Genomic DNA, 25,227 nt, shown 5'->3' on the forward strand with positions numbered 1-25,227 from the left:
AAAGTGCTTGCCGGGTCGGCCGTGAAAGTTGCACGATCGCCGTCCGAGAACGAAGGAGGACGCCATGTCGAGGTACGTCTGGAATTTGACCGACGAGGGTCGACAGGCAATCGATCAGGCGCGTTCCATGATCGAACCGGCGCGAAAAGAAGTGACCGCACACCCGCTTTACCAGCGAATATCGGACCGGGAACACCTGGCCACTTTCATGGCCCACCACGCGTTCGCCGTCTGGGATTTCATGTCGCTGCTCAAGTCGCTCCAGAGGGAACTGACCTGCGTCGACGTGCCCTGGGTACCGCGCGGCTCGGCGGTGGCCCGCCGGCTGATCAACGACATCACGCTGGTCGAGGAGAGCGACGAGCTGAACGGCGGCTTCACCAGCCACTTCGAGCTGTACCGGGCCGCCATGACCGAGGCGGCGGCCGACACCGTCCCCCTCGACACCTTCATCGCGCTGATCGCGGAGGGCCATGACGTCCCGGCGGCCCTGCGGGTGGCCCAGGTCCCCGCCCCGGCGGCCGAGTTCGTCCGCACGACCTTCGGCATCATCGCCGACCGCCCGCTGCACTGCCGCGCGGCCGCCTTCGCGTTCTCCCGCGAGGACCTGATCCCGGACATGTTCGACCAGGTCATCAAGGAGGAGGGCACCGACCGCTTCCCGCTCTTCCGGGACTACCTCGCCCGCCATATCGAGGTCGACGGCGAGGAGCACACCCCCATGGCCCTCCAGATGGTCGCCGACCTGTGCGGCACCGACGACCAGCGCTGGCACGAGGCCGTCGACACCGTCCTCCTCGCCCTGGAGGCCAGGTCCCGCCTGTGGGACGGCATCACGGCCGCGATGGACTGACCGGTCCGGCCGCCTCGGGGCCGGCGCCCTCCGTGTCCGGCGCCTCCCCGAAGCGGGCCAGCGCCAGCGACCCCGCCACGGCCACCGCGAACCCGAGCACCGCGAGCCAGGTGAACCCTTCCCGGGTCCGGTCCCCGAGCCACACCACGCCCACCGCCGCCGGGCCGATCGTCTCGCCGACGACCATGCCGGCCGTCGCCGTGGTCACCGAACCGCGCTGGAGGGCCGATGTCAGCAGCATGAAGGCTGCGCCGCCACCGACCAGCAGCGCATAGGTCGCGGGCTCGGTGAGCAGCCCGGCCGGCCGCAGGGTGTCGATCAGCCGCACCGACACCTCCACCACCCCGAACCCGAACCCCGCCCCGAGCCCCAGCAGCAGAGCCCGCCCCGGCCCGGTCAGCCGCCCGCCCGCGAGGCCGAGCAGCAGGACCCCCACGGCGGTGCCGAGCATCACCCACTTCAAGGTCATGGAGCCGGCCCGGTCGCCCTCCGGCCCCGACGCCAGTCCCAGCATCGCGAGCCCCGCGCACACCACCCCCACCGCGGCCCACTCCACCCCGCTCAGCCGCACCCGCAGCAGCCGCGCGGCGACCACCGCCGTCACCGCGAGGCTCGACGCCAGGGCCGCGCTCACCGCGTAGATGGGGAGCGACCGCAGCGCGAGGATCTGGAACACGAACCCGAGCCCGTCCAGCCCCAGTCCGACGACGTACCGCCACTGCCGCACGGCCCGCAGCAGCAGCGCGGCCTCCCCGCCGGCGCCGTCACCGGCGGCCCGTGCGGCCATCGCCTGGAGGACCGTCGCCGTACCGAAGCAGATCGCGGCCGCGAGGGCGCACACCATTCCGAAGAGCACAGAGGGACTGTAGGGGAGGGGAGCGTGCGGTGATCGGGAGAAGAGTAAGAAGCGGGCCCGGGGCGATCCCGGACCCGCTGTTCCCGTCCCTCGGGGGTCAGCTCGCGCCGGCCAGCCAGGCGGTGGCGTTCAGGGCGAGGGCGGCGTTGGTGGCGCCGGTGTCGTTCCACCCGTCGTACAGCGTGTTGCCGGACTGGCCGGTGCCGTCGTCGATGGGGGAGCTGTCGCCCCAGAAGGCGACCCGGCCGCTGCCGAAGGTGCTGGTCGCGAAGAAGGCGCCGGTGTTGCCGGAGTAGCCGCTGCGGTACACCAGCCCCTTGACGGCGGAGTTGTCGGAGGGCTTGAGGGTGGCGGTGGTCCCGTCGGCGATCAGGCTCTTGGTGACCGTGCCGAAGCCGCCGTGCAGCACCGCGTTGCCGCTGTCCGTGATGGCCTTCGGGTAGCCGGAGCCGATGTCCAGCGAGTCGATCGAGAGGCCGAACGGGTCGGTCGAGTCGACGCTGTTGTTGGTCATCAGGTCGTTGAGGATCTCGACCGCGTCGTAGCCGTCGTTGTTGCGGTCGGCGCCGGTGTGGTCGGAGATCATGAAGAGACCGCCGCCGGCCTTCACGAAGTTCATGATCGCCGTCTTCTCGGCGGTGGTGAACTTGGTGTTGGGCTCCGGCAGCACCAGCGCGTCGAACTTCGACAGGTCGGTCGTCGACGAACCGCCGTAGGCGAGGGCGCTGGTGGCGGTCTTGAGGCTGTAGTCGCCGGTCTTCTGGAGCGCGATGCCCCACGACGAGAGCGCGCCGGTCCAGTCCTTGTCGGAGGACGGGGAGGAGTCCTGGGCGAGCGGGTCGGGCTTGCTGGTGGAGATGATCCAGTCCGCGTTGCCGGCCTCCTCGGCGTGGCCGTCGTCGAACAGGATGTTGTAGGTGCCGGCCGCGTGTGCGGGGGTCGCGGCGCTGGTGGCCTGGACGGCGGCACCGGCCGCGATCAGGCCGAGCACGGCCAGGGCCGTGGTGAGTTCGCGGCGGGGGGTGGCGAAGCCGGGCATCTGTCATTCCTCCATCGGTGGGGGGTGCGAGAGGGATGGCGGTGCGGGTGGTGCGTCGGGGGTCGTTCTGCGCGCGTAGAGTTCGAAGTTGATCGTTCACCCACGGGCAGTTGGACGGTACCGGCGGGACGCGGTGCGCCGACAGGAACCCCGGCCGCTTCACATGATTTTCTTACCTGTGCATGACAAGTCGGTGCTCCGGCGCCCGACTGCCGATCATGGCCGGATCCGGACTCTTGTCCGGTGCTCCCGACGGCCCCTACTTTTTGAGCAGTTGCTCAATCCGTTCGGTCAGTCGAAGGGGTGCGGTGTGGCCAGAGCCGGAGGGAAGAGGTCGGTCGAGCCGTCCGGGAACGCCGGTTCGGCGGCGACGCGGGCGGCGCTGGTCGCGGCGGCTGCCGACGCACTGCGCGAGGTGGGTTTCGCCGGGGCCAGCGCGCGGGAGATCGCCCGCCGGGCCGGCTGCCAACAGTCGCTGGTCTTCTACCACTTCGGTTCGGTGGCCAAGCTGCACCTGGCGGCCCTGGACCGGGTCAGCGGTGCGCGCGACACGCGCTACCGGGCGATGGCCGAGGAGTCCCAGAGCATCGGCGACCTGGTGCGGGCCGCCAGGGCCGTCTTCGACGAGGACCTGGACCAGGGCCATGTGACCGTGCTCGTCGAGATGATCGCCGCCGCCCAGTTCACCCCGGAGCTCCGCCCGGAGGTCGCCGCCCGGATCCGTCCGTGGCGCACCTTCGCCGCCGACAGTGTCCGCGAGGCCCTCGCCGGCTCTCCCGCCGCCCGGCTGATGCCCCCCGAAGAACTCGCGCACGCGATCGTCGCCCTGTACCTGGGCCTGGAGATGCTCGCCGGCCTCGAAGAGGAACGCGAGCCCGCGCTGGCCCTGTTCGACCGTGCCGCGAAGATCGCCTCCCTCCTCGACATCTTCAGACGAAAGAGGAAGACATGACCAGTGACAGACGTGCCTGGCTGCTCTTCGCCGGGTGGTTCCTGACCGGAGCCTGCTACCTGCTCGCCCTTCTCACCGTGCTGTCGGTCGGGCTCCTCATCCTGCCGGTCCCGGTGGCCGGCACCCTCGTGCTGGCCACGCGCCGGGACACCCGGCGGAGCCTGCCCGGCCTGCTCTCGGGCGCGAGCCTGCCCCTGTTCCTGCTCGCCTACCTGAACCGGCACGGCCCCGGCACCTACTGCACCTCCTCGGCCACCGCCGACAGCTGCACCGAGGGCCTGCTCGACCCGTGGCTCCTGCTGGCCGGCGGCCTGCTCGTGCTGGCCGCCGGTCCCGCGCTGTTCCTCAGGACGCGCCGACGCCGGGTGAACAGCTCCGCGGTGAGCCCCACCGCGTAGTCCGCACCCGCCCACCGCAGCCTCCGCCTGCTAGGCGCTCAGCACCCCCCACAGCTGCTCGATCCCCCATTCCAGGTCCTCCTCCTCGACCACCAGGGGCGGAGCGATCCGCACCGTCGCCCCGTGGGTGTCCTTCACCAGCACCCCCCGCTCCATCAGCCGCTCCGAGACCACCCGCCCCGACCCCACCCCCGGGTCCACGTCCACCCCGGCCCACAGCCCCCGCCCCCGCACGGCCGTCACCCGCCCGCTGCCCGCGATCTCCGCGAGCCGCCGATGCAGCAGGTCTCCCAGTTCGGCCGCCCGCTCCTGGAACTCCCCGGTCCGCAGCATCGCGATCACCTCCAGCCCCACCGCGCAGGCCAGCGGGTTCCCGCCGAAGGTCGACCCGTGCTCCCCGGGCCGGAACACCCCGAGCACGTCGGCGCCCGCCACCACCGCCGACACCGGCAGCACCCCGCCCCCCAGCGCCTTCCCGAGGAGGTACACATCCGGTACGACCCCCTCGTGCTCGCACGCGAAGGTCCGCCCGGTCCGCCCCAGCCCCGACTGGATCTCGTCCGCGACGAACAGCACCCCCCGCTCCCGGGTCAGCTCCCGCACCCCCGCCAGATAGCCCTGCGGCGGCACCACGACCCCCGACTCGCCCTGGATCGGCTCCAGCAGCACCGCGACCGTGTTCTCGGTCACCGCGGCCCGCATCGCCGTCAGGTCCCCGTACGGCACGATCTCGAAGCCGGGCGTGTACGGCCCGAAGTCGGCCCGTGCCGCCGGATCCGTGGAGAAGCTGATCACGGTCGTCGTACGGCCGTGGAAGTTCCCGCCCGCCACCACGACCTTCGCCATCTCGGCCGGCACGCCCTTGACCCGGTACCCCCACTTCCGGGCGGTCTTCACCGCCGTCTCCACGGCCTCCGACCCCGTGTTCATCGGCAGCACCATCTCCATCCCGCACAGCTCGGCCAGCTCCGTGCAGAACGCGGCGAACCGGTCGTGGTGGAAGGCCCGGGAGGTCAGCGTCACCCGCTCCAGCTGAGCCTTCGCCGCCGCGACCAGACGCGGGTGGCCGTGCCCGAAGTTCAGCGCCGAATACCCGGCCAGGAAGTCCAGGTACCGGCGCCCCTCGACATCCGTCATCCAGGCGCCGTCGGCCCTCGCGATCACCACCGGCAGCGGGTGGTAGGTGGGCGCGCTGTGCGCGTCGGCGGCGGCGATGAGGGCTTCCGTAGTGGTCACGGCGACTCCAGGGGGCGCGGCGGAATGACCCCTTTCCTACCCTCTGCCCCTGCCCGACTGGTGGACGCCACGGCCCCCGGGCCCGGCGTGCCCGGTAATGTGACCTGCGGGCCGTGACTGGCGCGCTGGGGTCTGCCGTCACATTCCCGTCGTCCGCCCGAAGGGCGGGCTCCGCGGCGCCTGGTGCGTGCGGCTGCAAGGCGGAGGAGGGAGTCGACGCGGAGCGTCGGCGACTGACGACAACGCCGCAGACGTGCGTGCCAGGCGCCGCGGAGCAGGCGGGAATGTGATGGCAGACCCCGAGGATGGGACCGACCATCGGGGAGCGGCCTGCGTCCTGACCGAGTGCCGTGCGCCTGGGCCGAACCGTGAATGCCGAACGCCATCTCCGGAGGTCCCGAATGTCCGACCCGTCCGCGCCCCTGTCCACCGAGTCCAAGGCCTACCGCGCCGCCCTCGACGTGATCCGCGCGGTCGAGCCGCGGGTCGCCGACGCCATCGGCCAGGAGGTCGCCGACCAGCGCGAGATGCTCAAGCTGATCGCCTCCGAGAACTACGCCTCCCCGGCGACCCTGCTCGCGATGGGCAACTGGTTCAGCGACAAGTACGCCGAGGGCACCATCGGCCGCCGCTTCTACGCCGGCTGCCGCAACGTGGACACCGTCGAGGGGCTCGCCGCCGAGCACGCCCGCGAGCTGTTCGGTGCCCGGCACGCCTACGTCCAGCCGCACTCCGGCATCGACGCCAACCTGGTCGCCTTCTGGGCCGTCCTCGCCGACCGCGTCGAGGTCCCCTTCCTCGCGAGGACCGGCGTCCGCCAGGTCAACGACCTCTCCGAGGCCGACTGGGCGGAGCTGCGCCAGGCCTTCGGCAACCAGCGGATGCTCGGCATGTCCCTGGACGCGGGCGGCCACCTCACCCACGGCTTCCGCCCGAACATCTCCGGCAAGATGTTCGACCAGCGTTCCTACGGCACCGACCCGACGACCGGCCTGATCGACTACGACGCGCTGCGCGTCCAGGCCCGCGAGTTCAAGCCGCTGATCATCGTCGCGGGCTATTCCGCGTACCCCCGTCTGGTGAACTTCCGGATCATGCGGGAGATCGCCGACGAGGTCGGCGCGACCCTCATGGTCGACATGGCGCACTTCGCGGGCCTGGTCGCCGGCAAGGTCCTGACCGGCGACTTCGACCCGGTCCCGCACGCCCAGATCGTGACCACGACCACCCACAAGTCGCTGCGCGGCCCGCGCGGCGGCATGGTCCTGTGCGACGACTCCCTCAAGGACCAGGTCGACCGCGGCTGCCCGATGGTCCTCGGCGGCCCGCTCCCGCACGTCATGGCCGCCAAGGCCGTCGCCCTCGCCGAGGCCCGGCAGCCCGCCTTCCAGGACTACGCCCAGCGCATCGTCGACAACTCGCGCGCGCTGGCCGAGGGACTGATGCGCCGGGGCGCCACCCTGGTCACCGGCGGCACGGACAACCACCTCAACCTGATCGACGTGGAGACCTCGTACGGCCTCACCGGTCGCCAGGCCGAGACCGCCCTCCTCGACTCCGGCATCGTCACCAACCGCAACGCGATCCCCGCCGACCCGAACGGCGCCTGGTACACCTCCGGCATCCGCATCGGCACGCCCGCGCTGACGACCCGCGGCCTGGGCACGGCGGAGATGGACGAGGTCGCGGGCCTGATCGACCGCGTCCTGACCGCCACGGAGCCCGGCACCACGAAGTCCGGCGCCCCGTCCAAGGCCTCCCACGTCCTCGACGAGAAGGTCTCGACGGAGATCGCCCAGCGCGCGACGGACCTGGTCTCCGGCTTCCCGCTGTACCCGGAGATCGACCTCGGCTGATCGGCACCGCGAGGGGCAGCGCCCCGTCAGGGGCGCGGGGAACTGCGCGACAAGCCCCCACCGGGCCCGCAGTCCCCGCGCTCCGAAACCACCCCTCACCGCCGGGCCATTCCCACCCTCGCCCTCTGAGAGAATGGTGAACATGGCCTCTGACCGACCCCGCGTGCTCTCCGGCATCCAGCCCACCGCCGGCTCGTTCCACCTGGGCAACTACCTCGGCGCCGTCCGCCAGTGGGTAGCGCTCCAGGAGTCCCACGACGCCTTCTACATGGTCGTGGACCTGCACGCGATCACGGTCCCGCAGGACCCCGCCGACCTGCGCGCCAACACCCGGCTCGCCACCGCCCAGCTGCTCGCGGCCGGCCTGGACCCGGACCGCTGCACCCTGTTCGTGCAGAGCCATGTCCCCGAGCACGCCCAGCTCGCCTGGGTCATGAACTGCCTCACCGGCTTCGGCGAGGCCAGCCGGATGACCCAGTTCAAGGACAAGGCGGCCAAGCAGGGCACGGACCGCGCGAGCGTCGGCCTGTTCACGTACCCGATCCTCCAGGTCGCCGACATCCTGCTCTACCAGGCCAACGAGGTGCCGGTCGGCGAGGACCAGCGCCAGCACGTCGAGCTCACCCGCGACCTCGCCGAGCGTTTCAACGGCCGCTTCGGCGAGACCTTCACCATCCCGAAGCCGTACATCCTCAAGGAGACGGCGAAGATCTACGACCTCCAGGACCCGTCGATCAAGATGAGCAAGTCGGCGTCCACGCCGAAGGGTCTCATCAACCTCCTCGACGACCCGAAGGCGACCGCGAAGAAGGTCAGGAGCGCGGTCACCGACACGGAGACCGTGATCCGCTACGACGCCGCGGGCAAGCCGGGCGTCTCCAACCTCCTCACCATCCACTCCACCCTCACCGGCAGGTCGATCGCCGAGCTGGAGCAGGAGTACGAGGGCAAGATGTACGGCGCGCTCAAGACGGACCTCGCCGACATCATGGTCGACTTCGTCACCCCGTTCCGGGAGCGCACCCAGCAGTACCTGGACGACTCGGAGACCCTCGACTCGATCCTGGCCAAGGGCGCCGAGAAGGCCCGTGCGGTCGCGGCCGAGACCCTGGCCCAGGCCTACGACAGGGTCGGCTTCCTGCCCGCCAAGCACTGAGCGAAGCGAAGCGCTGCACATCACTTCGGCCGCGGCTGCCCGGGAGGCGGCCGTGGCCGTACAGTCGATAGCCGGACGCCCGGGTACGAACCCGACATGCGTCCGCCCACCACGACCGACGGGAGACGACGTGGGGACCGTAACGATCGGCGTGTCGATCGCGGTCCCGGAGCCTCACGGCAGCCTGCTCCAGGAGCGGCGCGCGGGCTTCGGCGACGCCGCGGCCCACGGCATTCCGACACACGTGACCCTGCTGCCGCCGACGGAGATCGACTCGGCGGCGCTGGCCGCGGTGGAGGCCCACCTGAGCGAGGTCGCCGCGGTGGGGCGGCCGTTTCCGATGCGGCTGTGCGGGACCGGTACGTTCCGGCCGTTGTCGCCGGTGGTGTACGTCCGGGTGGTCGAGGGAGCGGACGGCTGCGCCTGGCTGCAGCAGCGGGTGCGGGACGCGTCGGGGCCACTGGAGCGGGAGCTGCAGTTCCCGTACCACCCGCATGTGACGGTCGCCCACGGGATCGACGAGGCGGCGATGGACCGGGCGTTCGCCGAGCTGGCGGACTTCGAGGCCGAGTGGCCCTGCACGGGGTTCGCTCTGCACGAGCAGGGGCTCGACGGGGTGTGGCGGAAGCTGCGGGAGTACGTGTTCGGCGGGGCCGTTGTGCCGCCTCAGGTGGGGCATGCGGAGCGGGGGAGCATCGCGAGTCGGTAGCCCGCGGGTGGTTCGTGGCTGGTCGCGCAGTTCCTCGCGCCCCTCACGGGGCGCTTCAGATCGGAAGTCTCCGAAACAGACCCCGCGGCGCGTGCCGTAGCGCCGACATCACCACCCGCAGCGCGCCCGGCACCCACACCACCTCCGAGCGCCTGCGCAGGCCCACCTCGATGGCCGTCGCGACCGCCTCCGGGGTCGTGGCGAGCGGTGCCTCCTCCAGACCCTGTGTCATCTTCGACCGCACGAACCCCGGCCGGACGACCATCACGTGCACGCCCGTCCCGTGCAGGGCGTCGCCCAGGCCCTGGGTGAAGGCGTCCAGGCCCGCCTTGCTGGAACCGTAGATGAAGTTGGAGCGGCGGGCCCGCTCCCCGGCGACCGAGGAGAGGACCACCAGCGAGCCGTGGCCCTGCGCCTGCAAGGCCCGTGCGCTGACCAGGCCCGCCGAGACGGCGCCGGTGTAGTTGGTCTGGGCGACGCGCACGGCGTTCACCGGTTCGCGTTCGTCGGTCGCCTGGTCGCCGAGGATGCCGAAGGCGAGCAGCACCAGGTCGACGTCGCCGTTGGCGAAGACCTTGCCGAGCGCCGCCTCGTGGGACTCGGGGTCGAGCGCGTCGAAGGGGACGGTGTGCACGTCCGGGCCGAGGGCGCGCAGTTGCCCGGCGGCCTGTTCGAGGGCGGGGGAGGGGCGGCCCGCCAGCCAGACCGTACGGGTGCGGCGGGCGATCAGCCGGCGCGCGGTGGCCAGCGCGATCTCCGACGTACCGCCGAGGACGAGCAGGGACTGGGGCATTCCGAAAGCGTCCTTCACGGCGACTCCTGAGGGCTGGCGGAGGTCTGGCGGAGGTCTAGAGACCGAGACGGCGGGACAGGTCGGAGACGAAGACCCCGCGTGGGTCCAACTCGGCCCGCAGGGAACGGAAGTCGTCGAGGCGGGGGTACATCGCGGCCAGCAGTTCGGGGCGGAGCCGGGCGTCCTTGGCGAGGTAGACGCGGCCGCCGGCACCCGCGACCTCCTCGTCCAGTTCGTCGAGGAAGCCGGCGAGGCCGGGCAGCGCGGCGGGGATGTCCAGGGCGAGGGTCCAGCCGGGCACGGGGAAGGAGAGCCAGCCGGGGTCGGCGTCGCCGAAGCGTTTGAGGACGGCCAGGAAGGACGGGCAGCGGTGCTCGGCGATCCGGCCCACGATCCGGCGCAGGGCGGCCTCCTGGCCGTGCCCGACGACGAACTGGTACTGCACGAAGCCGGCCCGGCCGTAGACGCGGTTCCAGTGCGGAACGCCGTCCAGGGGGTGGAAGAACGTGGCGATGCGCTGGAGCTGGCCGACCCGGGCGCGGGGTGCCTTGCGGTACCAGAGTTCGTTGAAGAGGCCCACGGTGGCGCGGCCCAGCAGGCCGTCGGGGACGAAGCCGGGCGCGGCCGGGAGGGTGCGGGGGCGGAAGGCGAGGGGCGCGCGCCCGGCGCGGGTGGCCTTGCCGAGCGCCTCCAGGGGCGCGTGGTCGCCGCGGGTGAGCACCGCGCGCCCGGTCGCCGCCCCGCGCGCGAGCAGGTCGATCCAGGCGACCGAGTAGCGGTAGCGGTGGTCGGTGGCGGTCAGCCGGGCCATCAGGTCGTCGAGGTCGGTGGCGCGTTCGGTGTCGACGCGCATGTACGACGTCTCGACGGGGAGGAGGCGGACGGTCGCCGTGAGGATCACTCCGGTCAGACCCATGCCGCCGGCCGTCGCGTCGAACAGCGGGGTGCCGCGGCTCACCGTACGGACCTGGCCGTCGGCGGTGAGGAGTTCGAAGGACAGCACGTGACGGGAGAACGATCCCGAGACATGGTGGTTCTTGCCGTGGATGTCGGCGCCGATCGCGCCGCCCACCGTCACCTGGCGGGTCCCCGGGGTCACCGGGACGAACCAGCCGAGCGGCAGCAGCACCTCCATCAGGCGGTGCAACGAGACCCCGGCGTCGCACAGCAGGGTGCCGCCGTCGGCGTCGATGGCATGGATGCGGTCGAGGCCCGTCATGTCGAGCACGGCTCCGCCGGCGTTCTGCGCCGCGTCGCCGTAGGCCCGTCCGAGCCCCCGCGCGATACCGCCGCGCGCCCCGCAGCTCCGGATCGCGTTCGCCGCCTCCTGGTAGGTCCGGGGACGGATCAGGCGGGCGGCGGTGGGGGCGGTGCGGCCCCAGCCGGTGACGGAGACGGTGGTCTCGGGCGCGGCGGGACCTGCGGGCCCTTCAGGCTTTCCAGGCATGAGGACGACCGTATCGCTGTCGTATGGGTGTGATGCGAGCAATGAGGGGTTGGTAACGGAAGATCACCCGACTCCTCGAAACGGGTGATTATCGGAATGTCGCTCAATATGGTCGTAGCTTTGGCGGGGTGAAGGTGAACAGTGAGTCCAATGGACGACATGGACCACCGGATCCTCTCCGCACTGCACGCCTGCGGCGCCGATCCACGCGTCGCGTCGGCCGCGCGCGGTCTCTCCCTCGCCGGTGAGCACGGCGCGCTCTGGCTCGCGGCGGGCCTCGCCGGGGCCGCCGTGGACGGCGCGCGGCGCGGCGCCTGGTTGCGCGGCACGGCGCTGGTCGCGGGTGCGCACCTGGGCAGTATGGGCGTCAAACGGGTCGTCCGCCGGGCGCGCCCCGCACATGTCCGGCCCCGGATGCGCACCGCGGGCCGGCACTCCTTCCCCAGCTCGCACGCCACCTCCGCCACGGCCGCCGCCGTCGCCTTCGGGGCGCTCGGCGTGCCCGCCCTCGCTCCCCTCGCGGCCGCCATGTGCCTGTCCCGGCTGGTCGTCGGCGTGCACTTCCCGACGGACGTGGCGGCGGGCGCGGCCCTGGGCGCGCTCACGGCCCGCGCCGGGGCGCGCTGGATGAGCGGAGGCGGGCGTGACTGAGACCGCGCACGCCGCCGCCGGGGGCGTCGCCGGGACGACACCGGCGCAGGGGCCGGCCGAGGGCATTGCTGAAACGACTCTGCATGAGCAGCGCGCCCACCCCGCGCGGCCGTCCGCACCACCCCGGGCCCCCGTCACCCTCCACGGCGTACTCCTCGGCCTGCTGAAGACCACCCGACCCAAGCAGTGGGTCAAGAACACCCTGGTCATCGCCGCTCCGGCCGCCGCCGGCCAGCTGTTCTCCGGGCACGCCCTCGCCCGCCTCGCCCTCACCTTCGCCCTCTTCACGGCCTGCGCGGCCGCCGTCTACCTGATCAACGACGCCCGGGACGCCGGGGCCGACCGCGCCCACCCCGTCAAGTGCCGCCGCCCGGTCGCCGCCGGGCAGGTCCCGGTCCCCGTCGCCTACACCGCGGGAGGCGTCCTGGCGGTCCTGGCCCCGCTGCTCGCGGCCCGGCTGACCCCACCCCTGGTCCCGGCCCTGCTGATCGCCTACCTGGGCATGCAACTGGCCTACTGCGTCGCCCTGAAGCACGTCCTGGTCGTCGACCTCGTCGTCGTCACCACCGGCTTCCTGATGCGGGCGATGATCGGCGGGGTCGCCCTCGGCATCCCGCTGTCCCGCTGGTTCCTGATCACCACCGGCTTCGGCGCGCTCTTCATGGTGTCGGCCAAGCGCTACTCCGAGGCCGTGCAGATGGCCGGGAAGGCCGGCGCCACCCGCGCGCTGCTCACCGAGTACACCACCGGCTACCTTCGCTTCGTCTGGCAGCTGGCCGCCGGAGTCGCCGTCCTCGCCTACTGCCTGTGGGCCCTGGAGGGCCACCGCGGGCCCGCCGCCGGCCTGCTGCCCTGGCGCCAGCTGTCCATGGTCGCCTTCATCCTGGCGATCCTGCGGTACGCCGTCTTCGCCGACCGCGGCACCGCAGGCGAACCCGAGGACGTCGTCCTGGGCGACCGCGCCCTCGCCCTGATCGGCCTGGCCTGGCTGGCGATGTACGGCCTCGCGGTGGCCCACTGGTGACCGCGCACCAGCGCGAACTGATCGGCTTCGCGGCCGTCGGCCTGCTCGCCTACACCGCCGACCTCGGCCTCTTCAGCTGGCTGCGCGGCCCGGCCGCCCTCGACCCGCTCACCGCCAAGTCCCTGTCCTTCGTGGCCGGCTGCACGGTCGCCTACCTCGGCAACGCCTGCGGCACCTACCGGCACGCGCGGGCGACCGGGGTGCGCCCCTACGCCGTCTTCGTCGCGGTGAACCTCGCCGGCGCCCTGGTCCAGCTGGTCTGCCTCGCCGTCAGCCACTACGGACTCGGGCTCACCTCCCAGCGCGCCGACACCGTCTCCGGAGCGGTCGTCGGCATGGCGCTGGCCACCGTCCTGCGCTTCTGGGGTACCCGTACATTGGTGTTCCGCGCACAGGGCAGAGTCGGATCATGGACTGGCTGAGAAAACTCCCCGTGGTCGGCCCCCTCGTGGGCCGGCTCATGACGACGCACGCGTGGCGGTCGTACGAGCGGCTCGACCGGGTGAAGTGGTCCCGGCTGGCCGCCGCCATGACCTTCATCAGCTTCATCTCGCTCTTCCCGCTGCTGACCGTGGGCGCCGCGATCGGGGCCGCCACGCTGAGCGAGTCCCGGCAGCAGGACATCCAGAAGAAGATCGCCGACCAGGTGCCCGGCATCTCCGACCAGCTGGACATCCACTCCCTGGTGCAGAACGCCGGCACGGTCGGCCTGATCGCCGGTGCCGTCCTGCTGTTCACCGGCATCAACTGGGTCGGCCAGATGCGGGACTGCCTGCGCGCGGTGTGGCAGCTGGCCGACAAGGACCAGAACCCGATCCTCGCCAAGGCCAAGGACAGCGTGATCCTGGTCGGCTTCGGCGGCGCGGTGCTCGTCACGTTCGCCGTGTCCACCATCGCCTCGGCGGCGGTCGGCTGGACATCCCGGCAGCTCGGCATCGCCGAACACAGCTGGGGCAGCATCCTGCTCCGTACCGCCGCGTTCGCCGTCGCCGTGACGGCCGACTTCCTGCTCCTGCTCTACGTCCTCACCCTGCTGCCCGGCGTGGAACCGTCGCGCCGCCGCCTGCTGGTCGCGGCCCTGATCGGCGCGGTCGGCTTCGAACTCCTCAAACTGCTGCTCAGCGGCTACATCCAGGGCGTCGCCGGGAAGAGCATGTACGGCGCGTTCGGCGTCCCGGTGGCCCTGCTGCTGTGGATCAACTTCACCGCCAGGATCGTCCTGTTCTGCGCCGCCTGGACGGCGGAGGAGACCACCGCCGAGTTCAGGGACGAGGCCGCCGGCGCACCAGATCCGGCAGCGGCCAACGGCGGTTGACCAGGAACGCGGCGCCGGTCAGCAGCACCAGTGCGCCGCCCGCGATCGCCAGCGCGATCCCGACCCCGCCGGAGCCCTGGGCGGAGGCGGCGGCCACCGGCTTCGAGCTCACGCCGGCGTCCTTCCCGACGGCGGTGGCCCGCGGCTCGGGACTGGTGCCCACGGCCCCCTTGGGCGGCACCAGCTCACCCACCGGCGTCACCTTCCCGGCCGCCTGGAAGCCCCAGTCGAACAGCTTGGCGGTCTCCTTGTAGACCTCGTTGTGCTCCTTCTTCTCCGGGTTCATCGCGGTGACCAGCAGCACCCGGCCGTTCCGCTCGGCGACCCCGGTGAAGGTGGCACCCGCGTTGGTGGTGTTGCCGTTCTTCACGCCCGCGATGCCCTGGTACACCGGGACGTCGGTGTCACCGCTCAGCAGCCGGTTGGTGTTCTGGATCTCGAAGGTCCCACGGACCGCCTTGCCCTTCGCGTTCTTCGCCGTGTCGCCGGGGAACGCGGCCCGCACGGTCGAGCAGTACTCCCGGAAGTCCTTCTTCTGCAGCCCGGAACGCGCGAACAGCGACAGGTCGTACGCCGACGACACCTGCCCCGGCTGGTCGTACCCGTCCGGACTCACCACATGGGTGTCCAGCGCCTGGAGTTCGTCCGCGTGCTGCTGCATGTCCCGGACGGTCTGCTCGACCCCGCCGTTCATCGCGGACAGCACATGCACGGCGTCGTTGCCGGAGCGCAGGAACACGCCGAGCCAGAGGTCGTGGACCGTGTAGGTCTGGCCCTCCTTTATCCCGACCATGCTGGAGCCGGCGCCGATGCCCGCGAGGTCGGCCGGCACCACCTTGTGCGGGGTCGACCTCGGGAACCGGGGCAGCACGGTGTCCGCGAACAGCATCTTCAGGGTGCTCGCCGGGGGCAGCCGCCAGTGCGCGTTGTGCGCGGCGAGCACCTCGCCCGACTCGGCGTCGGAGACGATCCAGGAACGCGCCGTGACGTCCTTCGGCAGCACCGGCACCCCGGCGGCCGGGTTCACCTGGGTACCGGGCTGCCCCAGCCGGGTACCGCCGACCGTCGACATGTCCGCCGGGGGAGTGGCCGACGGAGTGGCCGAGGGGGTCGGCGCGGCGAGCGCGGCCGGCGCGGTGAGCGACAGGGACAGCAGGGCGGCGGAGGTGACCAGCAGCACACGGCTGGCCTTGGGCTTCGGAGCGGGCACGGACGAGAACGTACCTGCCCCGGACACCGAAGTCCCGTCACCGACCCCACCCCGGAACCGGAACCGGACACCGCCCGGAGATACTGAACCCATGAAGCTCAGCCGTCGGGTCTCCTGGTTCCTGCTCGTGTTCGGGGTGTGGAGCTGGTTCATCTGGATCACTTTCGTCAAGAACCTCGTCAAGGACGGCAGCGGGCTCGCCTTCGACGACGGCCACCCCACGGCGTACTTCTGGATCCACCTGACCCTGGCCGTCGTGTCCTTCGTATTGGGGACGGTCATCGGGGTCATCGGGTTGCGCGGAGTGCGCGCGCTGCGCCGTACGTCATAGCGACGCCACGGGGAGCGGCACGGCGGCCCCCTGTGGAAAAGCTGTGAAATCCGGGGGAAACAAGCCCTCGGTAAGTTCTTCCTCATCTAGTCGGATCACTCTTCCCCCACGAGAAACACCTGTGGTTAGGTGAGCCGCGTCACTTAGGGGAGTGACATTTGGGGAGGGCACCAACCATGCGATCTGTTCGCATGCGGATTCTCGTGACACTGGTCGTTCTGGCGGTCGTGGGAATCGGTGGCTGGCAGTTGCTGCCGTCGCAGGAGAACAAGGGCAGGACGATCACCGTCGGCACGACCGACGCCGTCACCTCGCTCGACCCGGCCGGTGCCTACGACGCCGGTTCCTGGGCGCTGTTCAACAACGTCTTCCAGACACTGATGACCTTCGAGCCCGGAGGTGTCCAGCCGGTCCCGGACGCCGCCCAGAGCTGCAAGTTCACCGACTCGGGTCTGCGGACGTACCGCTGTGTGGTGCGCGACGGGATCAGCTTCCCGAGCGGCCGGGCGATGACCGCCGAGGACGTGAAGTACTCCTTCGACCGGGTCAAGAAGATCAACTCGGATGTCGGCCCGGCCTCGCTGCTCTCGACGCTCGCCTCGGTGACCGCCTCCGGCCGGACCGTCACCTTCCACCTGTCGTCCCCGGACGCGACGTTCCCGTTCAAGCTGGCCACCGGCGCCGGCGCGATCGTCGACAAGGACAGGTACCCCGCGGACAAGCTGCGCACCGACAACGCGGTCGACGGCACCGGCCCGTACACCCTGACGTCGTACACGAAGGACAAGCAGGCGAGTCTGCAGCCCAACAGCAGCTACCAGGGCGGGCTGAGCGGCACCGGCCGCCCCGTCGAACTGCGCTACTACGCCGACTCGGCCAAGCTCGCCGCCGCGTACAAGGCCAAGCAGATCGACGTGGCGACCCGGACGCTGCCGCCCGCCATGGTCTCCAAGCTCTCGCCGAGCGACCCCGACCAGCGGGTCCTGGAGTCGGACAGCTCCGAGACCCGCAACCTGTACCTGAACACCCGCAAGAGCTCGCCCCTGCACGACGTGCTGGTCCGCCGGGCCCTCGCCTGGCTGGTCGACCGCGAGCAACTGGCCTCGACCGTGTACGACGGCACGGTGGAACCGCTGTACTCGCTGATCCCGACCGGCCTCACCGGCCACACCACCTCCTTCTTCGACACCTACCCGACCCAGAGCGTCGCCAAGGCGAAGGCGCTCCTGACGGAGGCCGGCATCAGCACCCCCGTCACGTTCTCCTTCGGGTACGGCATCGGCCACGGCGCGGGAGCCGAGGAGGCCGCCGCGCTGAAGAAGCAGCTGGAGGCGGGCGGCCTGTTCAAGGTCGACGTCAAGGGCTACGAGTGGACCGACTTCCAGAAGTCCTGGGCCGAGGGGAAGATGGACGCCTGGGCGGTCGGCTGGGTCGCAGACTATCCCGACCCGGACACCTTCGGCGCCTCCCTGGTCGGCAGCGACTCCGTGATGAGCACCGGCTACAGCAACAAGATCGTCGACCACCTCCTCCAGGACAGCCAGCGCTACGCCGACCGCAGCCAGGCCGACCAGGACTTCCGCAACGTACAGACGGACGTGGCGGACGACGTCCCGCTGATCCCGCTGTGGCAGCGCACGGACTACGTCCTCAGCAGCGAGGACGTGGGCGGGGCCCAGTACCTCACGGACAGCACGGGCATCTTCCGCCTGTGGAGCCTGAACTGGATCTGACGGGCTGACACCCGGCGCACCCCACGTGACGCGGGCGGGCGCCGGGTGAGGAGCAGACGTGCTGAGACGCAACGCCTTCCGGCTGCCCAGGCACCCGGCGTCCGTCGGCCTGGCCCGGCACCGGGTCCGGGACCACCTGGCCGCCTGGGGCCACGGCCCGGACACCCCGGCGGTCGGCGACGCCCTGCTCCTCGTCTCCGAACTCGCCACCAACGTCGTCCGGCACGGCCCCCTGCGGGAGCGGGAGTTCGAGGTGGCGGTCACCGCCCTGGCGGACGGCTCCTGCCTGCTGGAGGTCTCGGACGAGGGCCGCGCCGAGCCCAGACCGCGGATCGTGCGCGAGGACGACGAGACGGGCCGGGGCCTGCACCTGGTGGAGACGATCGCGGCGGCCTGGGGAGTGTGGAGCAGGGGATCCCACGGCAAGACCGTGTGGGCCTTGATCTCGGTCGACCTGTAGGTATTGCGGCTGCGGCGCCGTCGTGGCTGGTCGCGCAGTTCCCCGCGCCCCTAAAAGAAGGGCGTTGCAGTGCGCCCCTTTAGGGGCGCGGGGAACTGCGCGACCAGCCCCCACGCACCCGCGCCCGAAACTCAGCCGCAACGCAATGTCACCGTCACCGCCAGCCCCTCCCCGGGCGCCGTCCGCACGGACACCTCACCCCCGTGCGCCTCCACCACCCCCTGCACGATCGCCATCCCCAGCCCGCTCCCCTCCCCGCTCCCCACCCGGAAGAACCGGTCGAAGATCCGCCCCGCGTCCTCCTCCTTCAGCCCCGGCCCCTCGTCGGCCACCCACACCCGCACCACCCCGTCCACCCGCTCCACCCCCAACCGCACGGTGGCGTCGCACGGCGTGTGGACCCGCACGTTGGCCATCAGGTTCCCCAGCACCTGCCGCAGCCCCGACTCGTCCGCGCGCACCAGCACCGCCCCGTCGGCGCTGACGGCCACCGGCCGGCCGGGCTGCTGCGCCCGCAGGTCCTCCGCCGCGTCCCGTACCAGCCGGCTCACGTCGACGTTCCGGAACCGGATCTCCGGCCGCTGGTCGAGCCGGGCGAGCAGCAGCAGCTCGTCCACCAGTCGGCCCATCCGGTCGACCTCCCCCTGCATCCGGCCCCAGGCCCGGCGCCGTTCCCCGGGCTCGCTCAGCATCCCCTTCTCGTACAGCTGGAGATAGCCGCGGATGGCGGCGAGCGGGGTGCGCAGCTCGTGCGAGGCGTCGCCGACGAACCGGCGCAGCTGGGCCGCGCTGTGCTCGCGGGTCCGGTAGGCCGTCTCCACCTGGTGCAGCATCGAGTTGAGGGCGAGCCGCAGCTGTTCGACCTCCTCCGTCGGGTGCTGGCTGGAGGGCACCCGACGGGTCAGGTCGCCCTCGGCGATCGCCGACGACGTCTCCACCATGTCCTCCAGCGGCAGCAGCCGTTGCCGCACGCTGTACATGGTCAGACAGCACAGCAGCGCGAGCAGCAGCGTGCCGACCGCGAAGTCGAGCCGGAGCGCCTTGGCTATGCCCTGGTGCAGCAGCTCGGTCGAGGTGGCCAGCAGGATGTAGGGGCCGTCGGCGAGCCGGGTCGCCGTCACCCGGTAGGACGACCCGTGCACGTCGACGTCGTGCGGGGCGGGCGCGGCGGCGAGGGCGCGCGGGTCGGGCACGGCGGCCGCGAGGGCGCGCTGGGCCTCGGTCGGCCTCATGTCGAAGACGGAGATCGCGTCGCCCCGGGCGTCGATGACCGTGAAGATCGAGTCCGGTGCCGGGTCGGACTCGGTGGGGACGATCCGGTCGCGGATCACACCGAGTGCGCTCAGCGAGTCGACCTGCCGCAGCGTCAGCCCCGAACTCCCCAGCGAGGTACGCATCTTGAGCAGCTCGGAGTCCACCTGGTCGAGCAGGTACAGCCGCATGCCCATGATGCTCACGGTGGTCGCCACCACGATGCCGACGGCGAGCAGCCCCACGTTGGCGAGAGTGAGCTTGCCGCGCAGCGAGTGCAGACCGTGCCGGTGCCGGCGCTTGCCGAGGCTCATGTCAGGCCGTATCCGACGCCCCGCCGGGTGGTGATCACCGGGGCTCCCAGGGCGTCGAGCTTGCGCCGCAGATAGCTGATGTAGGTCTCCACGACGGTCGACTCGGACGGTATGTGCTCGTACTGCCAGACGTGTTTGAGCAGTTGCTCCTTCGGCACGATCCGGCCGCCGTTGCGGACCAGGAAGCGCAGCAGCGCGTACTCGGTCGGGGTCAGCTCGACGGTGCGGCCGGCGCGGTGCACCGAGTACGTCGTCTCGTCCAGCTCCAGGTCGCCGTAGCACAGCGGCGGGCGCTGCTGGATGACGTCCGCCGGGCGGGTGCGGCGCAGCACGGCGCCGATCCGGGCGACCACCTCGTCGATGTTGAACGGCTTGGTGATGTAGTCGTCACCGTAGCCGAGCGCCCCGACTATCTCGGCGGGCGCGTCCCGGGCGGTCAGGAACACCAGCGCCAGGTCCGGCCGCCGGGCACGCAGCTCCCGCCCCAGCGCCCGCCCGTCGCCGTCCGGCAGCATCACGTCGAGCAGGGCCGCGTCCGGCCGGGTGCGCTCGGCCAGCGCGAGGGCGTCCCGGACCGTACCGGCCGTCATCACCTCGAACCGGTGGTAGCGCAGGGCGATGGCGAGGACGTCCGCGATGCTGGGCTCGTCCTCCACGATCAGCACGGTGCTGCCTGGAGCCGTCATGCCCCCAGTATCGGCGCCGCCGCCGACGGCCGGGGGCGCGCAGCTTTGGAGTTCCTTGAGAGTCATGCGCGCCCGGTGTCCCGGCGTGCGGCCCGCTGCCGATCCTGGTGCCCAGGACCTGGGGGACCGACCGACCGAAGTGATCTACGACAAGGAGCTGTTGAGCGTGACGGCATTGGCACGGTGGTGCTATCGGCACCGGCTGGTGGTCCTGTTGGTATGGGTGGGGGCACTCCTCGGCGTGGGCTTCTCGGCCTCGGCGGCGGGCACGAACTACGCGAACGTGTTCTCCCTCCCCGACACGGACTCCAAGAGCGCGTACGACCTGATGGAGAAGGCCTTCCCGAACACCTCCGGTGACACGGACACCGTGGTGTGGAAGACCGACAGCGGCTCGGTGCGGGACCAGGCGGTCCAGGACCGGATCCAGCCGGCCCTCGACACGATCGCGAAGCTGCCCGGCGTGGGCGCGGTCACCAGCCCCTACGCGGGCACCCGGGGCGCGGGGCAGATCAGCAAGGACGGCACGATCGCCTACGCCCAGCTGACCTTCACCAAGCGGGCGAACGAGATACCCAAGGAGCAGGTGCAGAAGGTCCTCGACACCGCGCAGGCCGCCGAACGCAGCGGTCTCCAGGTGGAGTTGGGCGGCCAGGCCATCCAGCGCGTCCAGGAGCCGCCGCAGGGCCTCTCCGAGATGGTCGGCATCGTCGCGGCCGCCGTCGTGCTCTTCCTCGCCTTCGGCTCCTTCTTCGCCATGACCCTTCCGATCGCGATCGCCGTCTTCGGGGTCGGCATGGGCCTGTTCTCCACCCAGCTGATCAGCCACGCCGTCGACATCCCCGACATCGCCCCGCTGCTGGCCTCCCTGATCGGCCTCGGCGTCGGCATCGACTACGCCCTGTTCATCGTCACCCGGCACCGCAAGGGCATCCTGCGCGGCATGGATCCCGAGGAGTCGGCGGTCACCGCCCTCAACACCTCGGGCCGGGCGGTGCTGTTCGCGGGCGGCACGGTCTGCATCGCCCTGGCCGGCATGCTGGTCACACGGCTGCACTTCCTGGACGGCGTGGTCGTCGGCACGTCCCTCACGGTCGTGCTCAGCGTCCTCGCGGCCACCACCCTCCTCCCGGCCCTGCTCGGCTTCCTCGGCCCGCGCGTCCTCAGCCGCCGCCAGCGCCGCCGGCTGGCCGCCGAGGGCCCCGAACCGGAGAAGGCGAGCGGCCTGGCGGCCCGCTGGTCGGCGAACGTGCAGAAGCGCCCGCGCCGCATCGCCGCGCTCGCGGTGGTCGTCATGGCCGTGCTGGCCATCCCGGTCCTCTCGCTCCGCCTCGGCGCCACCGACCAGGGCAACGACGACGCGTCCACGACCACCAGGAAGGCCTACGACCTGCTCGCCGAGGGCTTCGGTCCCGGCTTCAACGGCCCCCTCCAGGTGGTCGGCGTCGGCGGCGACACGGCGAAGCTGGTCCAGGGCCTGCGGTCGACGCCGGGCGTCGCCCAGGTCGCCGAACTGCCCCCGTCCCAGGGCGTCACGGTCATCCAGGTGGTCCCCACCACCTCCCCGCAGTCCAAGGAGACGGACGACCTCATCGACACGATCCGCGACCGGGTGATCCCGAAGGCCGGCGTCCAGGCCCATGTCGGCGGCGTGACGGCGGTCTCCAAGGACTTCGCCTCCGTCACCGGCGACCGGCTGCCCCTGTTCATCGCGACGATCATCACCCTGGGCTTCCTGCTGCTCCTGCTCGCCTTCCGCTCCCTGGTCGTCCCGCTGACGGCCGCCCTGATGAACCTGATCGCGGCGGCGTCCTCCTTCGGCGTGCTGGTCGCGGTCTTCCAGTGGGGCTGGGGCCTGGACCTGCTGGGCCTCGGCAAGGAGGGCCCGATCAACGCCTTCCTCCCGGTCATCATGCTCTCCCTGCTCTTCGGCCTCTCCATGGACTACCAGGTGTTCCTGGTGAGCCGGATGCACGAGGAGTGGGTGCACACGAGGGACAACGCACGGGCGGTCCGCGTCGGTCTGGCGGAGACCAGCCGCGTCATCAACAGCGCCGCCCTGATCATGGTCTGCGTCTTCCTGGCCTTCGTCCTCAGCGGCGACTCGGGCGCGGCGATGGCGGGCGTCGGTCTTGCGGCCGCGGTCGCCCTGGACGCCTTCATCCTGCGTACGGCCCTGGTCCCGGCGGCGATGCACCTGCTGGGCAACTCCAACTGGTGGCTGCCGGCCTGGCTGGACAAGCGGCTTCCGCATCTCGCGGTGGAACCGCAGGAGACGGCGGCCCCGGAGCCCGGTGAGCCCACCGGCCCGGCCACGGCGATCCACGGCTTCGTCCGCACGGCGGACGGCGACCCGGTGGAGGCGGCGACGGTGGCCCTGATGTCCAAGGGCGGCCGCCAACTGGACCGCGTGACGTCCCTGGCGGACGGCTCCTACATCGTCTCGGTCCCAGCGCCGGGCGCGTACCTGCTGTCGGTCACGTCACCGTCGTACGGCTCGAAGGCCCGGCAGGTGACGGTGGGGGAGGGGCCGGTGGTGTACGACGTGGAGCTTGCCGAGGGTGAGGTGGACGCGGTCAATTAGGCGTCGGGTTCCCCACCTCCAAGATCTGCCCGACGTCCAGGCTGACTGTGGCGCCGATGAGGTCGGGCAGAGAAACGATCTCGCCGGGGGCGTGGACGCGATGAGTCGCATAGGCGTCCTCGGTGAGGTCGGTGAGTACGTGGAGGCGCTTGTGCTTGCGGTCGACGATGACGTAGACGGGGATCATCGCCTTGGCATAGACAGCCACCTTGGTCCGCAGATCCTGCTGGTAGTTGTTGGAGGTGACCTCCAGGACCAGGCGGAAGCACGCGGGGTCGTAGCAGCCGTTCTCGGTACGGTGATCAACGTAGTCGGAGTCGACCAGCGAGAGATCCGGGATCGCGTAATCCTCCGGTCCCTCCGGGAGCGACAGCCCGATGCCCTGAATCACCTTGGACTGCTTGCCGTGCAGGCCCGCTGCGAGGAACGGAACCATCAAGTCAGTGAGGACCTCCCCGTGGGGGCCGTCTGGCGGTGGGGTCACGAGGAGCTGGCCTCCGATGATCTCGACGCGGTAGCCCGGCATCCGGTCCCCGAACATGTCAGCAGCTTCGGTGAGCGTCATGGGGCGACTCTTGCTCGCCGGACGTTCGGGATACTCGACAGCTGCTGCGGACATCAGGTGCCTCCCATGGGCTGGTGTCGAGAGCATCATCGTAGGCACGCGGCACCCTCGGTGTCCCGTTCGACGCCGTTCACCCGAAAGTGATCACTGGCCCCGCCGCCCCTTGCCCCCCGGATCCGGCAGCACCCGCGTCATCCCCGGCAGGAAGTCCGTGAACAGCTCGTGGACCTCCAGGACCAGCGGCCGCAGCACCCGGAACCGGGCGAGGGACACGCCCCGCGCGGTCAGCCGGGCCCCCCGCTCGGCCAGCCGGTAGCTGCGCTCGCGCCCCTCGGTCCGGTCGAAGATCCAGTACAGCACCAGCCCCATCTGCGAGAGCCACATCAACTCCGGCAGCACGTCCCGCAGTTCAGGCGCCACCTTGGTCTTCGCCCCGGCCAGCACCTCGCGGTGCACGCGGATCGCCTCCTCGCGGGCGTGCTCGCTCTCCGGGGAGAAGGGGCTGAGCGGGCTGTCGGGGTCGGCCGCGTTCTTGAAGAAGTGGACCGCGAACTCGTGGTACGGCAAGGCGATGTCCAGCCACACCTTGAGCACCCCCGCGAGCCTCGCCTCCAGGTCGGTCTCCCGCTCCAGGACCTCGCGGACCGCCACCCGGTGCTCGGCGGCGAGCTGGTCGTAGAAGCCCTGGATCAGGTGCTCCTTGCCGGCGAAGTAGTAGTAGGCGTTGCCGACGGAGACCCCGGCCTCGGTGGCGATCGCCCGCATCGTGGTCTTCTCGTAGCCGCGTTCCCGGAACAGCCGCATCGCCGTCTCCAGGATCAGCGCACGGGTCTGCTCGGACTTGCTGCTCTGGGCACCGGTCTCGACAGGACCGTCGTTCTTCGCGGACACGGACAGAGCCTAACGAGTGGCGCAGACGCCGCCGTCACAGCCCGGCGGGTCGTAGATCCACCCGATCCCCGGGTCATATGACCATCCGTCCTCCCGCCGGTACACCTTCCCGCCCCACTGCGCCCCCCGCCAGCGGGCGGCGGCGAGCACCGCGCCCCGCGCCAGCCGGGCCCCGGCCGGTGTGCTCAGCCGGTGCGCCAGCGGCCGCTGCTCCCGCAGCGCCCACAGCACGACGATCCAGGCGGCGGTCTCCCGGTAGACCTGCCCCGAGTCGCCGACGACGGTGACCTCCTCGAAGGTGGCCGAGTGGTCCAGCTCCGGGAAGCGGGTCCGCGCCTCGGCCGAGCCCGCCGGGACCAGCTCCAGCGGTACCAGCTGCGGCTGCCGGGCGAGCCAGTCGCGCAGGTGGGTGCAGAGGCTGCACTCCGCGTCGTAGAGGACGGTGAGCCCGTGGACCGGGACGCGCTGGGCGCCCCGGTCGGCGGTCGCGGTCACGGTGCTCATGCCCCGGCCGCCGGTGCGGTCCAGCCCTGCGGCGGGACCGGCGGGAACTGCTCCTTCTCCATGATTCCGCGCCGCCGTATCCGGTTGAGCACGTAGACGTTGCCGAGGTGCATCACACCGAGCACCAGCAGCACCACCCCGAGCTTGGACGACAGCGCCTCGAAGATGCCCCGGGTGTCCTCGATCGTGTCGCTGGTGTGCAGGTAGAGCGCGACGAAGCCGAGGTTGACGAGGTAGAAGCCGACCACCAGGAGGTGGTTGACGGCGTCGGCGAGCTGCTCGTTCCCGTGCAGGACGTCGGAGAGGAAGATCCGCCCGTTGCGGCTGAGCGTGCGGGCCACCCAGACGGTCAGGCCGATGCTGACGAGCAGGTAGATGACGTAGGCGATGACGGTACGGTCCATGCCCCACCC

The 25,227-nt window shown here is 71.3% G+C and carries 25 protein-coding genes and 1 pseudogene; 14 read left to right on the top strand and 12 right to left on the bottom strand.

What is annotated here, in order from left to right; translation table 11 throughout:
• The first annotated feature begins 127 nt into the window (after positions 1-127).
• Positions 128-853 (top strand): DUF3050 domain-containing protein, encoded by a 726-nt coding sequence (locus IEZ11_RS28515; RefSeq protein WP_229713413.1) that lies wholly within the window; start codon positions 128-130, stop codon positions 851-853.
• Here the strand turns inward: IEZ11_RS28515 and IEZ11_RS28520 are convergent.
• Positions 834-1,697: a DMT family transporter gene (locus IEZ11_RS28520; protein WP_189265882.1), complete on the bottom strand. Its 864-nt coding sequence runs from the start codon at positions 1,695-1,697 to the stop codon at positions 834-836. The genes IEZ11_RS28515 and IEZ11_RS28520 overlap by 20 nt on opposite strands.
• Before the next feature lie 112 nt (positions 1,698-1,809).
• Positions 1,810-2,748, bottom strand: a pseudogene (locus IEZ11_RS28525) (hydrolase); the annotation flags it as partial.
• 310 nt (positions 2,749-3,058) lie between these two features.
• Here IEZ11_RS28525 and IEZ11_RS28530 point away from each other — a divergent pair.
• Both IEZ11_RS28530 and IEZ11_RS28535 read left to right on the top strand, forming a co-directional pair.
• Positions 3,059-3,700: a TetR/AcrR family transcriptional regulator gene (locus IEZ11_RS28530; protein ID WP_189265774.1), complete on the top strand. Its 642-nt coding sequence runs from the start codon at positions 3,059-3,061 to the stop codon at positions 3,698-3,700.
• The gene (locus tag IEZ11_RS28535) at positions 3,697-4,098 is read left to right on the top strand and encodes a hypothetical protein (RefSeq protein WP_189265775.1); all 402 of its coding nucleotides are present in this window, start codon (positions 3,697-3,699) and stop codon (positions 4,096-4,098) included. Before IEZ11_RS28530 ends, IEZ11_RS28535 begins: the two co-directional genes overlap by 4 nt.
• A 30-nt stretch (positions 4,099-4,128) precedes the next feature.
• On the opposite strand, the gene rocD is transcribed toward IEZ11_RS28535, so the two are convergent.
• The gene (gene rocD, locus IEZ11_RS28540; protein ID WP_189265776.1) at positions 4,129-5,334 is read right to left on the bottom strand and encodes an ornithine--oxo-acid transaminase; all 1,206 of its coding nucleotides are present in this window, start codon (positions 5,332-5,334) and stop codon (positions 4,129-4,131) included.
• A gap of 401 nt (positions 5,335-5,735) precedes the next feature.
• Here rocD and IEZ11_RS28545 point away from each other — a divergent pair, with 401 nt between their 5' ends.
• From IEZ11_RS28545 to IEZ11_RS28555, 3 genes are all read left to right on the top strand, one after another.
• Positions 5,736-7,190 (top strand): glycine hydroxymethyltransferase, encoded by a 1,455-nt coding sequence (locus tag IEZ11_RS28545; protein WP_189265777.1) that lies wholly within the window; start codon positions 5,736-5,738, stop codon positions 7,188-7,190.
• 142 nt (positions 7,191-7,332) lie between these two features.
• Positions 7,333-8,346, top strand: coding sequence for a tryptophan--tRNA ligase (trpS, locus tag IEZ11_RS28550; protein ID WP_189265778.1), 1,014 nt, complete (start codon positions 7,333-7,335; stop codon positions 8,344-8,346).
• 130 nt (positions 8,347-8,476) lie between these two features.
• Positions 8,477-9,055 carry a 2'-5' RNA ligase family protein gene (locus tag IEZ11_RS28555; protein ID WP_189265779.1) on the top strand — a complete coding sequence of 193 codons (579 nt, stop codon included), beginning with the start codon at positions 8,477-8,479 and terminating at the stop codon, positions 9,053-9,055.
• A 55-nt stretch (positions 9,056-9,110) separates the two neighbouring features.
• On the opposite strand, the gene dprE2 is transcribed toward IEZ11_RS28555, so the two are convergent.
• Both dprE2 and dprE1 read right to left on the bottom strand, forming a co-directional pair.
• Entirely contained in the window at positions 9,111-9,866 is a 756-nt protein-coding gene (gene dprE2, locus IEZ11_RS28560) for a decaprenylphospho-beta-D-erythro-pentofuranosid-2-ulose 2-reductase (RefSeq protein WP_189265780.1), read from the bottom strand.
• Positions 9,867-9,903: 37 nt separating this feature from the next.
• Entirely contained in the window at positions 9,904-11,295 is a 1,392-nt protein-coding gene (dprE1, locus tag IEZ11_RS28565) for a decaprenylphosphoryl-beta-D-ribose oxidase (RefSeq protein WP_189265781.1), read from the bottom strand.
• Between the two features lie 150 nt (positions 11,296-11,445).
• Here dprE1 and IEZ11_RS28570 point away from each other — a divergent pair, with 150 nt between their 5' ends.
• From IEZ11_RS28570 to IEZ11_RS28585, 4 genes are all read left to right on the top strand, one after another.
• Complete coding sequence (locus tag IEZ11_RS28570; protein ID WP_189265782.1) at positions 11,446-11,946, top strand: phosphatase PAP2 family protein; 501 nt, start codon at positions 11,446-11,448, stop codon at positions 11,944-11,946.
• Positions 11,947-12,010: 64 nt separating this feature from the next.
• Positions 12,011-12,970: a decaprenyl-phosphate phosphoribosyltransferase gene (locus tag IEZ11_RS28575; protein ID WP_189265883.1), complete on the top strand. Its 960-nt coding sequence runs from the start codon at positions 12,011-12,013 to the stop codon at positions 12,968-12,970.
• Complete coding sequence (locus tag IEZ11_RS28580; protein ID WP_189265783.1) at positions 12,967-13,392, top strand: GtrA family protein; 426 nt, start codon at positions 12,967-12,969, stop codon at positions 13,390-13,392. The genes IEZ11_RS28575 and IEZ11_RS28580 overlap by 4 nt, the downstream gene beginning before the upstream one ends.
• Entirely contained in the window at positions 13,380-14,285 is a 906-nt protein-coding gene (locus IEZ11_RS28585) for a YihY/virulence factor BrkB family protein (protein WP_189265784.1), read from the top strand. The genes IEZ11_RS28580 and IEZ11_RS28585 overlap by 13 nt, the downstream gene beginning before the upstream one ends.
• Here IEZ11_RS28585 and IEZ11_RS28590 read toward each other — a convergent pair.
• A complete protein-coding gene (locus IEZ11_RS28590) occupies positions 14,233-15,495 on the bottom strand; it encodes a D-alanyl-D-alanine carboxypeptidase family protein (RefSeq protein ID WP_373294987.1) in 1,263 nt (420 codons plus the stop codon). The genes IEZ11_RS28585 and IEZ11_RS28590 overlap by 53 nt on opposite strands.
• Before the next feature lie 91 nt (positions 15,496-15,586).
• Here IEZ11_RS28590 and IEZ11_RS28595 point away from each other — a divergent pair, with 91 nt between their 5' ends.
• The 3 genes from IEZ11_RS28595 to IEZ11_RS28605 all read left to right on the top strand — a co-directional run bounded on the left by IEZ11_RS28595 (position 15,587) and on the right by IEZ11_RS28605 (position 18,019).
• Complete coding sequence (locus IEZ11_RS28595) at positions 15,587-15,826, top strand: SCO4848 family membrane protein (RefSeq protein WP_189265786.1); 240 nt, start codon at positions 15,587-15,589, stop codon at positions 15,824-15,826.
• A 176-nt stretch (positions 15,827-16,002) separates the two neighbouring features.
• The gene (locus IEZ11_RS28600) at positions 16,003-17,559 is read left to right on the top strand and encodes an ABC transporter substrate-binding protein (protein WP_189265787.1); all 1,557 of its coding nucleotides are present in this window, start codon (positions 16,003-16,005) and stop codon (positions 17,557-17,559) included.
• 58 nt (positions 17,560-17,617) lie between these two features.
• Entirely contained in the window at positions 17,618-18,019 is a 402-nt protein-coding gene (locus tag IEZ11_RS28605) for an ATP-binding protein (protein WP_189265788.1), read from the top strand.
• 131 nt (positions 18,020-18,150) lie between these two features.
• On the opposite strand, the gene IEZ11_RS28610 is transcribed toward IEZ11_RS28605, so the two are convergent.
• Both IEZ11_RS28610 and IEZ11_RS28615 read right to left on the bottom strand, forming a co-directional pair.
• Positions 18,151-19,584 (bottom strand): sensor histidine kinase, encoded by a 1,434-nt coding sequence (locus IEZ11_RS28610; RefSeq protein ID WP_189265789.1) that lies wholly within the window; start codon positions 19,582-19,584, stop codon positions 18,151-18,153.
• Positions 19,581-20,270, bottom strand: coding sequence for a response regulator transcription factor (locus IEZ11_RS28615; RefSeq protein WP_189265790.1), 690 nt, complete (start codon positions 20,268-20,270; stop codon positions 19,581-19,583). Before IEZ11_RS28615 ends, IEZ11_RS28610 begins: the two co-directional genes overlap by 4 nt.
• Before the next feature lie 175 nt (positions 20,271-20,445).
• Here IEZ11_RS28615 and IEZ11_RS28620 point away from each other — a divergent pair, with 175 nt between their 5' ends.
• The gene (locus IEZ11_RS28620) at positions 20,446-22,854 is read left to right on the top strand and encodes an MMPL family transporter (RefSeq protein ID WP_189265884.1); all 2,409 of its coding nucleotides are present in this window, start codon (positions 20,446-20,448) and stop codon (positions 22,852-22,854) included.
• Here the strand turns inward: IEZ11_RS28620 and IEZ11_RS28625 are convergent.
• The 4 genes from IEZ11_RS28625 to IEZ11_RS28640 form a co-directional block, all read right to left on the bottom strand.
• Positions 22,847-23,473 carry a Uma2 family endonuclease gene (locus IEZ11_RS28625; RefSeq protein ID WP_189265791.1) on the bottom strand — a complete coding sequence of 209 codons (627 nt, stop codon included), beginning with the start codon at positions 23,471-23,473 and terminating at the stop codon, positions 22,847-22,849. The two genes, IEZ11_RS28620 and IEZ11_RS28625, sit on opposite strands and share 8 nt — an antisense overlap.
• A 90-nt stretch (positions 23,474-23,563) precedes the next feature.
• On the bottom strand, positions 23,564-24,310 hold the full coding sequence (locus IEZ11_RS28630; RefSeq protein ID WP_189265792.1) for a TetR family transcriptional regulator: 747 nt from the start codon (positions 24,308-24,310) through the stop codon (positions 23,564-23,566).
• Positions 24,311-24,319: 9 nt separating this feature from the next.
• Complete coding sequence (locus tag IEZ11_RS28635; protein ID WP_189265793.1) at positions 24,320-24,814, bottom strand: thiol-disulfide oxidoreductase DCC family protein; 495 nt, start codon at positions 24,812-24,814, stop codon at positions 24,320-24,322.
• Complete coding sequence (locus tag IEZ11_RS28640) at positions 24,811-25,218, bottom strand: hypothetical protein (protein ID WP_189265794.1); 408 nt, start codon at positions 25,216-25,218, stop codon at positions 24,811-24,813. Before IEZ11_RS28640 ends, IEZ11_RS28635 begins: the two co-directional genes overlap by 4 nt.
• Positions 25,219-25,227 lie beyond the last annotated feature (9 nt).

Origin of the sequence: Streptomyces fuscichromogenes (assembly GCF_014645815.1) — a bacterium.
Taxonomy (GTDB): Bacteria; Actinomycetota; Actinomycetes; order Streptomycetales; family Streptomycetaceae; genus Streptomyces; species Streptomyces fuscichromogenes.

Coding starts and splice junctions, on each gene's coding strand:
- IEZ11_RS28545 (WP_189265777.1), top strand. CDS start 5,736: ATGTCCGACCCGTCCGCGCCCCTGTCCACCGAGTCCAAGGCCTACCGC.
- IEZ11_RS28635 (WP_189265793.1), bottom strand. CDS start 24,814: ATGAGCACCGTGACCGCGACCGCCGACCGGGGCGCCCAGCGCGTCCCG.
- IEZ11_RS28595 (WP_189265786.1), top strand. CDS start 15,587: ATGAAGCTCAGCCGTCGGGTCTCCTGGTTCCTGCTCGTGTTCGGGGTG.
- IEZ11_RS28570 (WP_189265782.1), top strand. CDS start 11,446: ATGGACGACATGGACCACCGGATCCTCTCCGCACTGCACGCCTGCGGC.
- IEZ11_RS28520 (WP_189265882.1), bottom strand. CDS start 1,697: ATGGTGTGCGCCCTCGCGGCCGCGATCTGCTTCGGTACGGCGACGGTC.
- dprE1 (WP_189265781.1), bottom strand. CDS start 11,295: ATGCCTGGAAAGCCTGAAGGGCCCGCAGGTCCCGCCGCGCCCGAGACC.
- IEZ11_RS28535 (WP_189265775.1), top strand. CDS start 3,697: ATGACCAGTGACAGACGTGCCTGGCTGCTCTTCGCCGGGTGGTTCCTG.
- IEZ11_RS28610 (WP_189265789.1), bottom strand. CDS start 19,584: ATGAGCCTCGGCAAGCGCCGGCACCGGCACGGTCTGCACTCGCTGCGC.
- IEZ11_RS28585 (WP_189265784.1), top strand. CDS start 13,380: ATGGACTGGCTGAGAAAACTCCCCGTGGTCGGCCCCCTCGTGGGCCGG.
- IEZ11_RS28640 (WP_189265794.1), bottom strand. CDS start 25,218: ATGGACCGTACCGTCATCGCCTACGTCATCTACCTGCTCGTCAGCATC.
- IEZ11_RS28615 (WP_189265790.1), bottom strand. CDS start 20,270: ATGACGGCTCCAGGCAGCACCGTGCTGATCGTGGAGGACGAGCCCAGC.
- trpS (WP_189265778.1), top strand. CDS start 7,333: ATGGCCTCTGACCGACCCCGCGTGCTCTCCGGCATCCAGCCCACCGCC.
- IEZ11_RS28600 (WP_189265787.1), top strand. CDS start 16,003: ATGCGATCTGTTCGCATGCGGATTCTCGTGACACTGGTCGTTCTGGCG.
- IEZ11_RS28515 (WP_229713413.1), top strand. CDS start 128: ATGATCGAACCGGCGCGAAAAGAAGTGACCGCACACCCGCTTTACCAG.
- IEZ11_RS28625 (WP_189265791.1), bottom strand. CDS start 23,473: ATGTCCGCAGCAGCTGTCGAGTATCCCGAACGTCCGGCGAGCAAGAGT.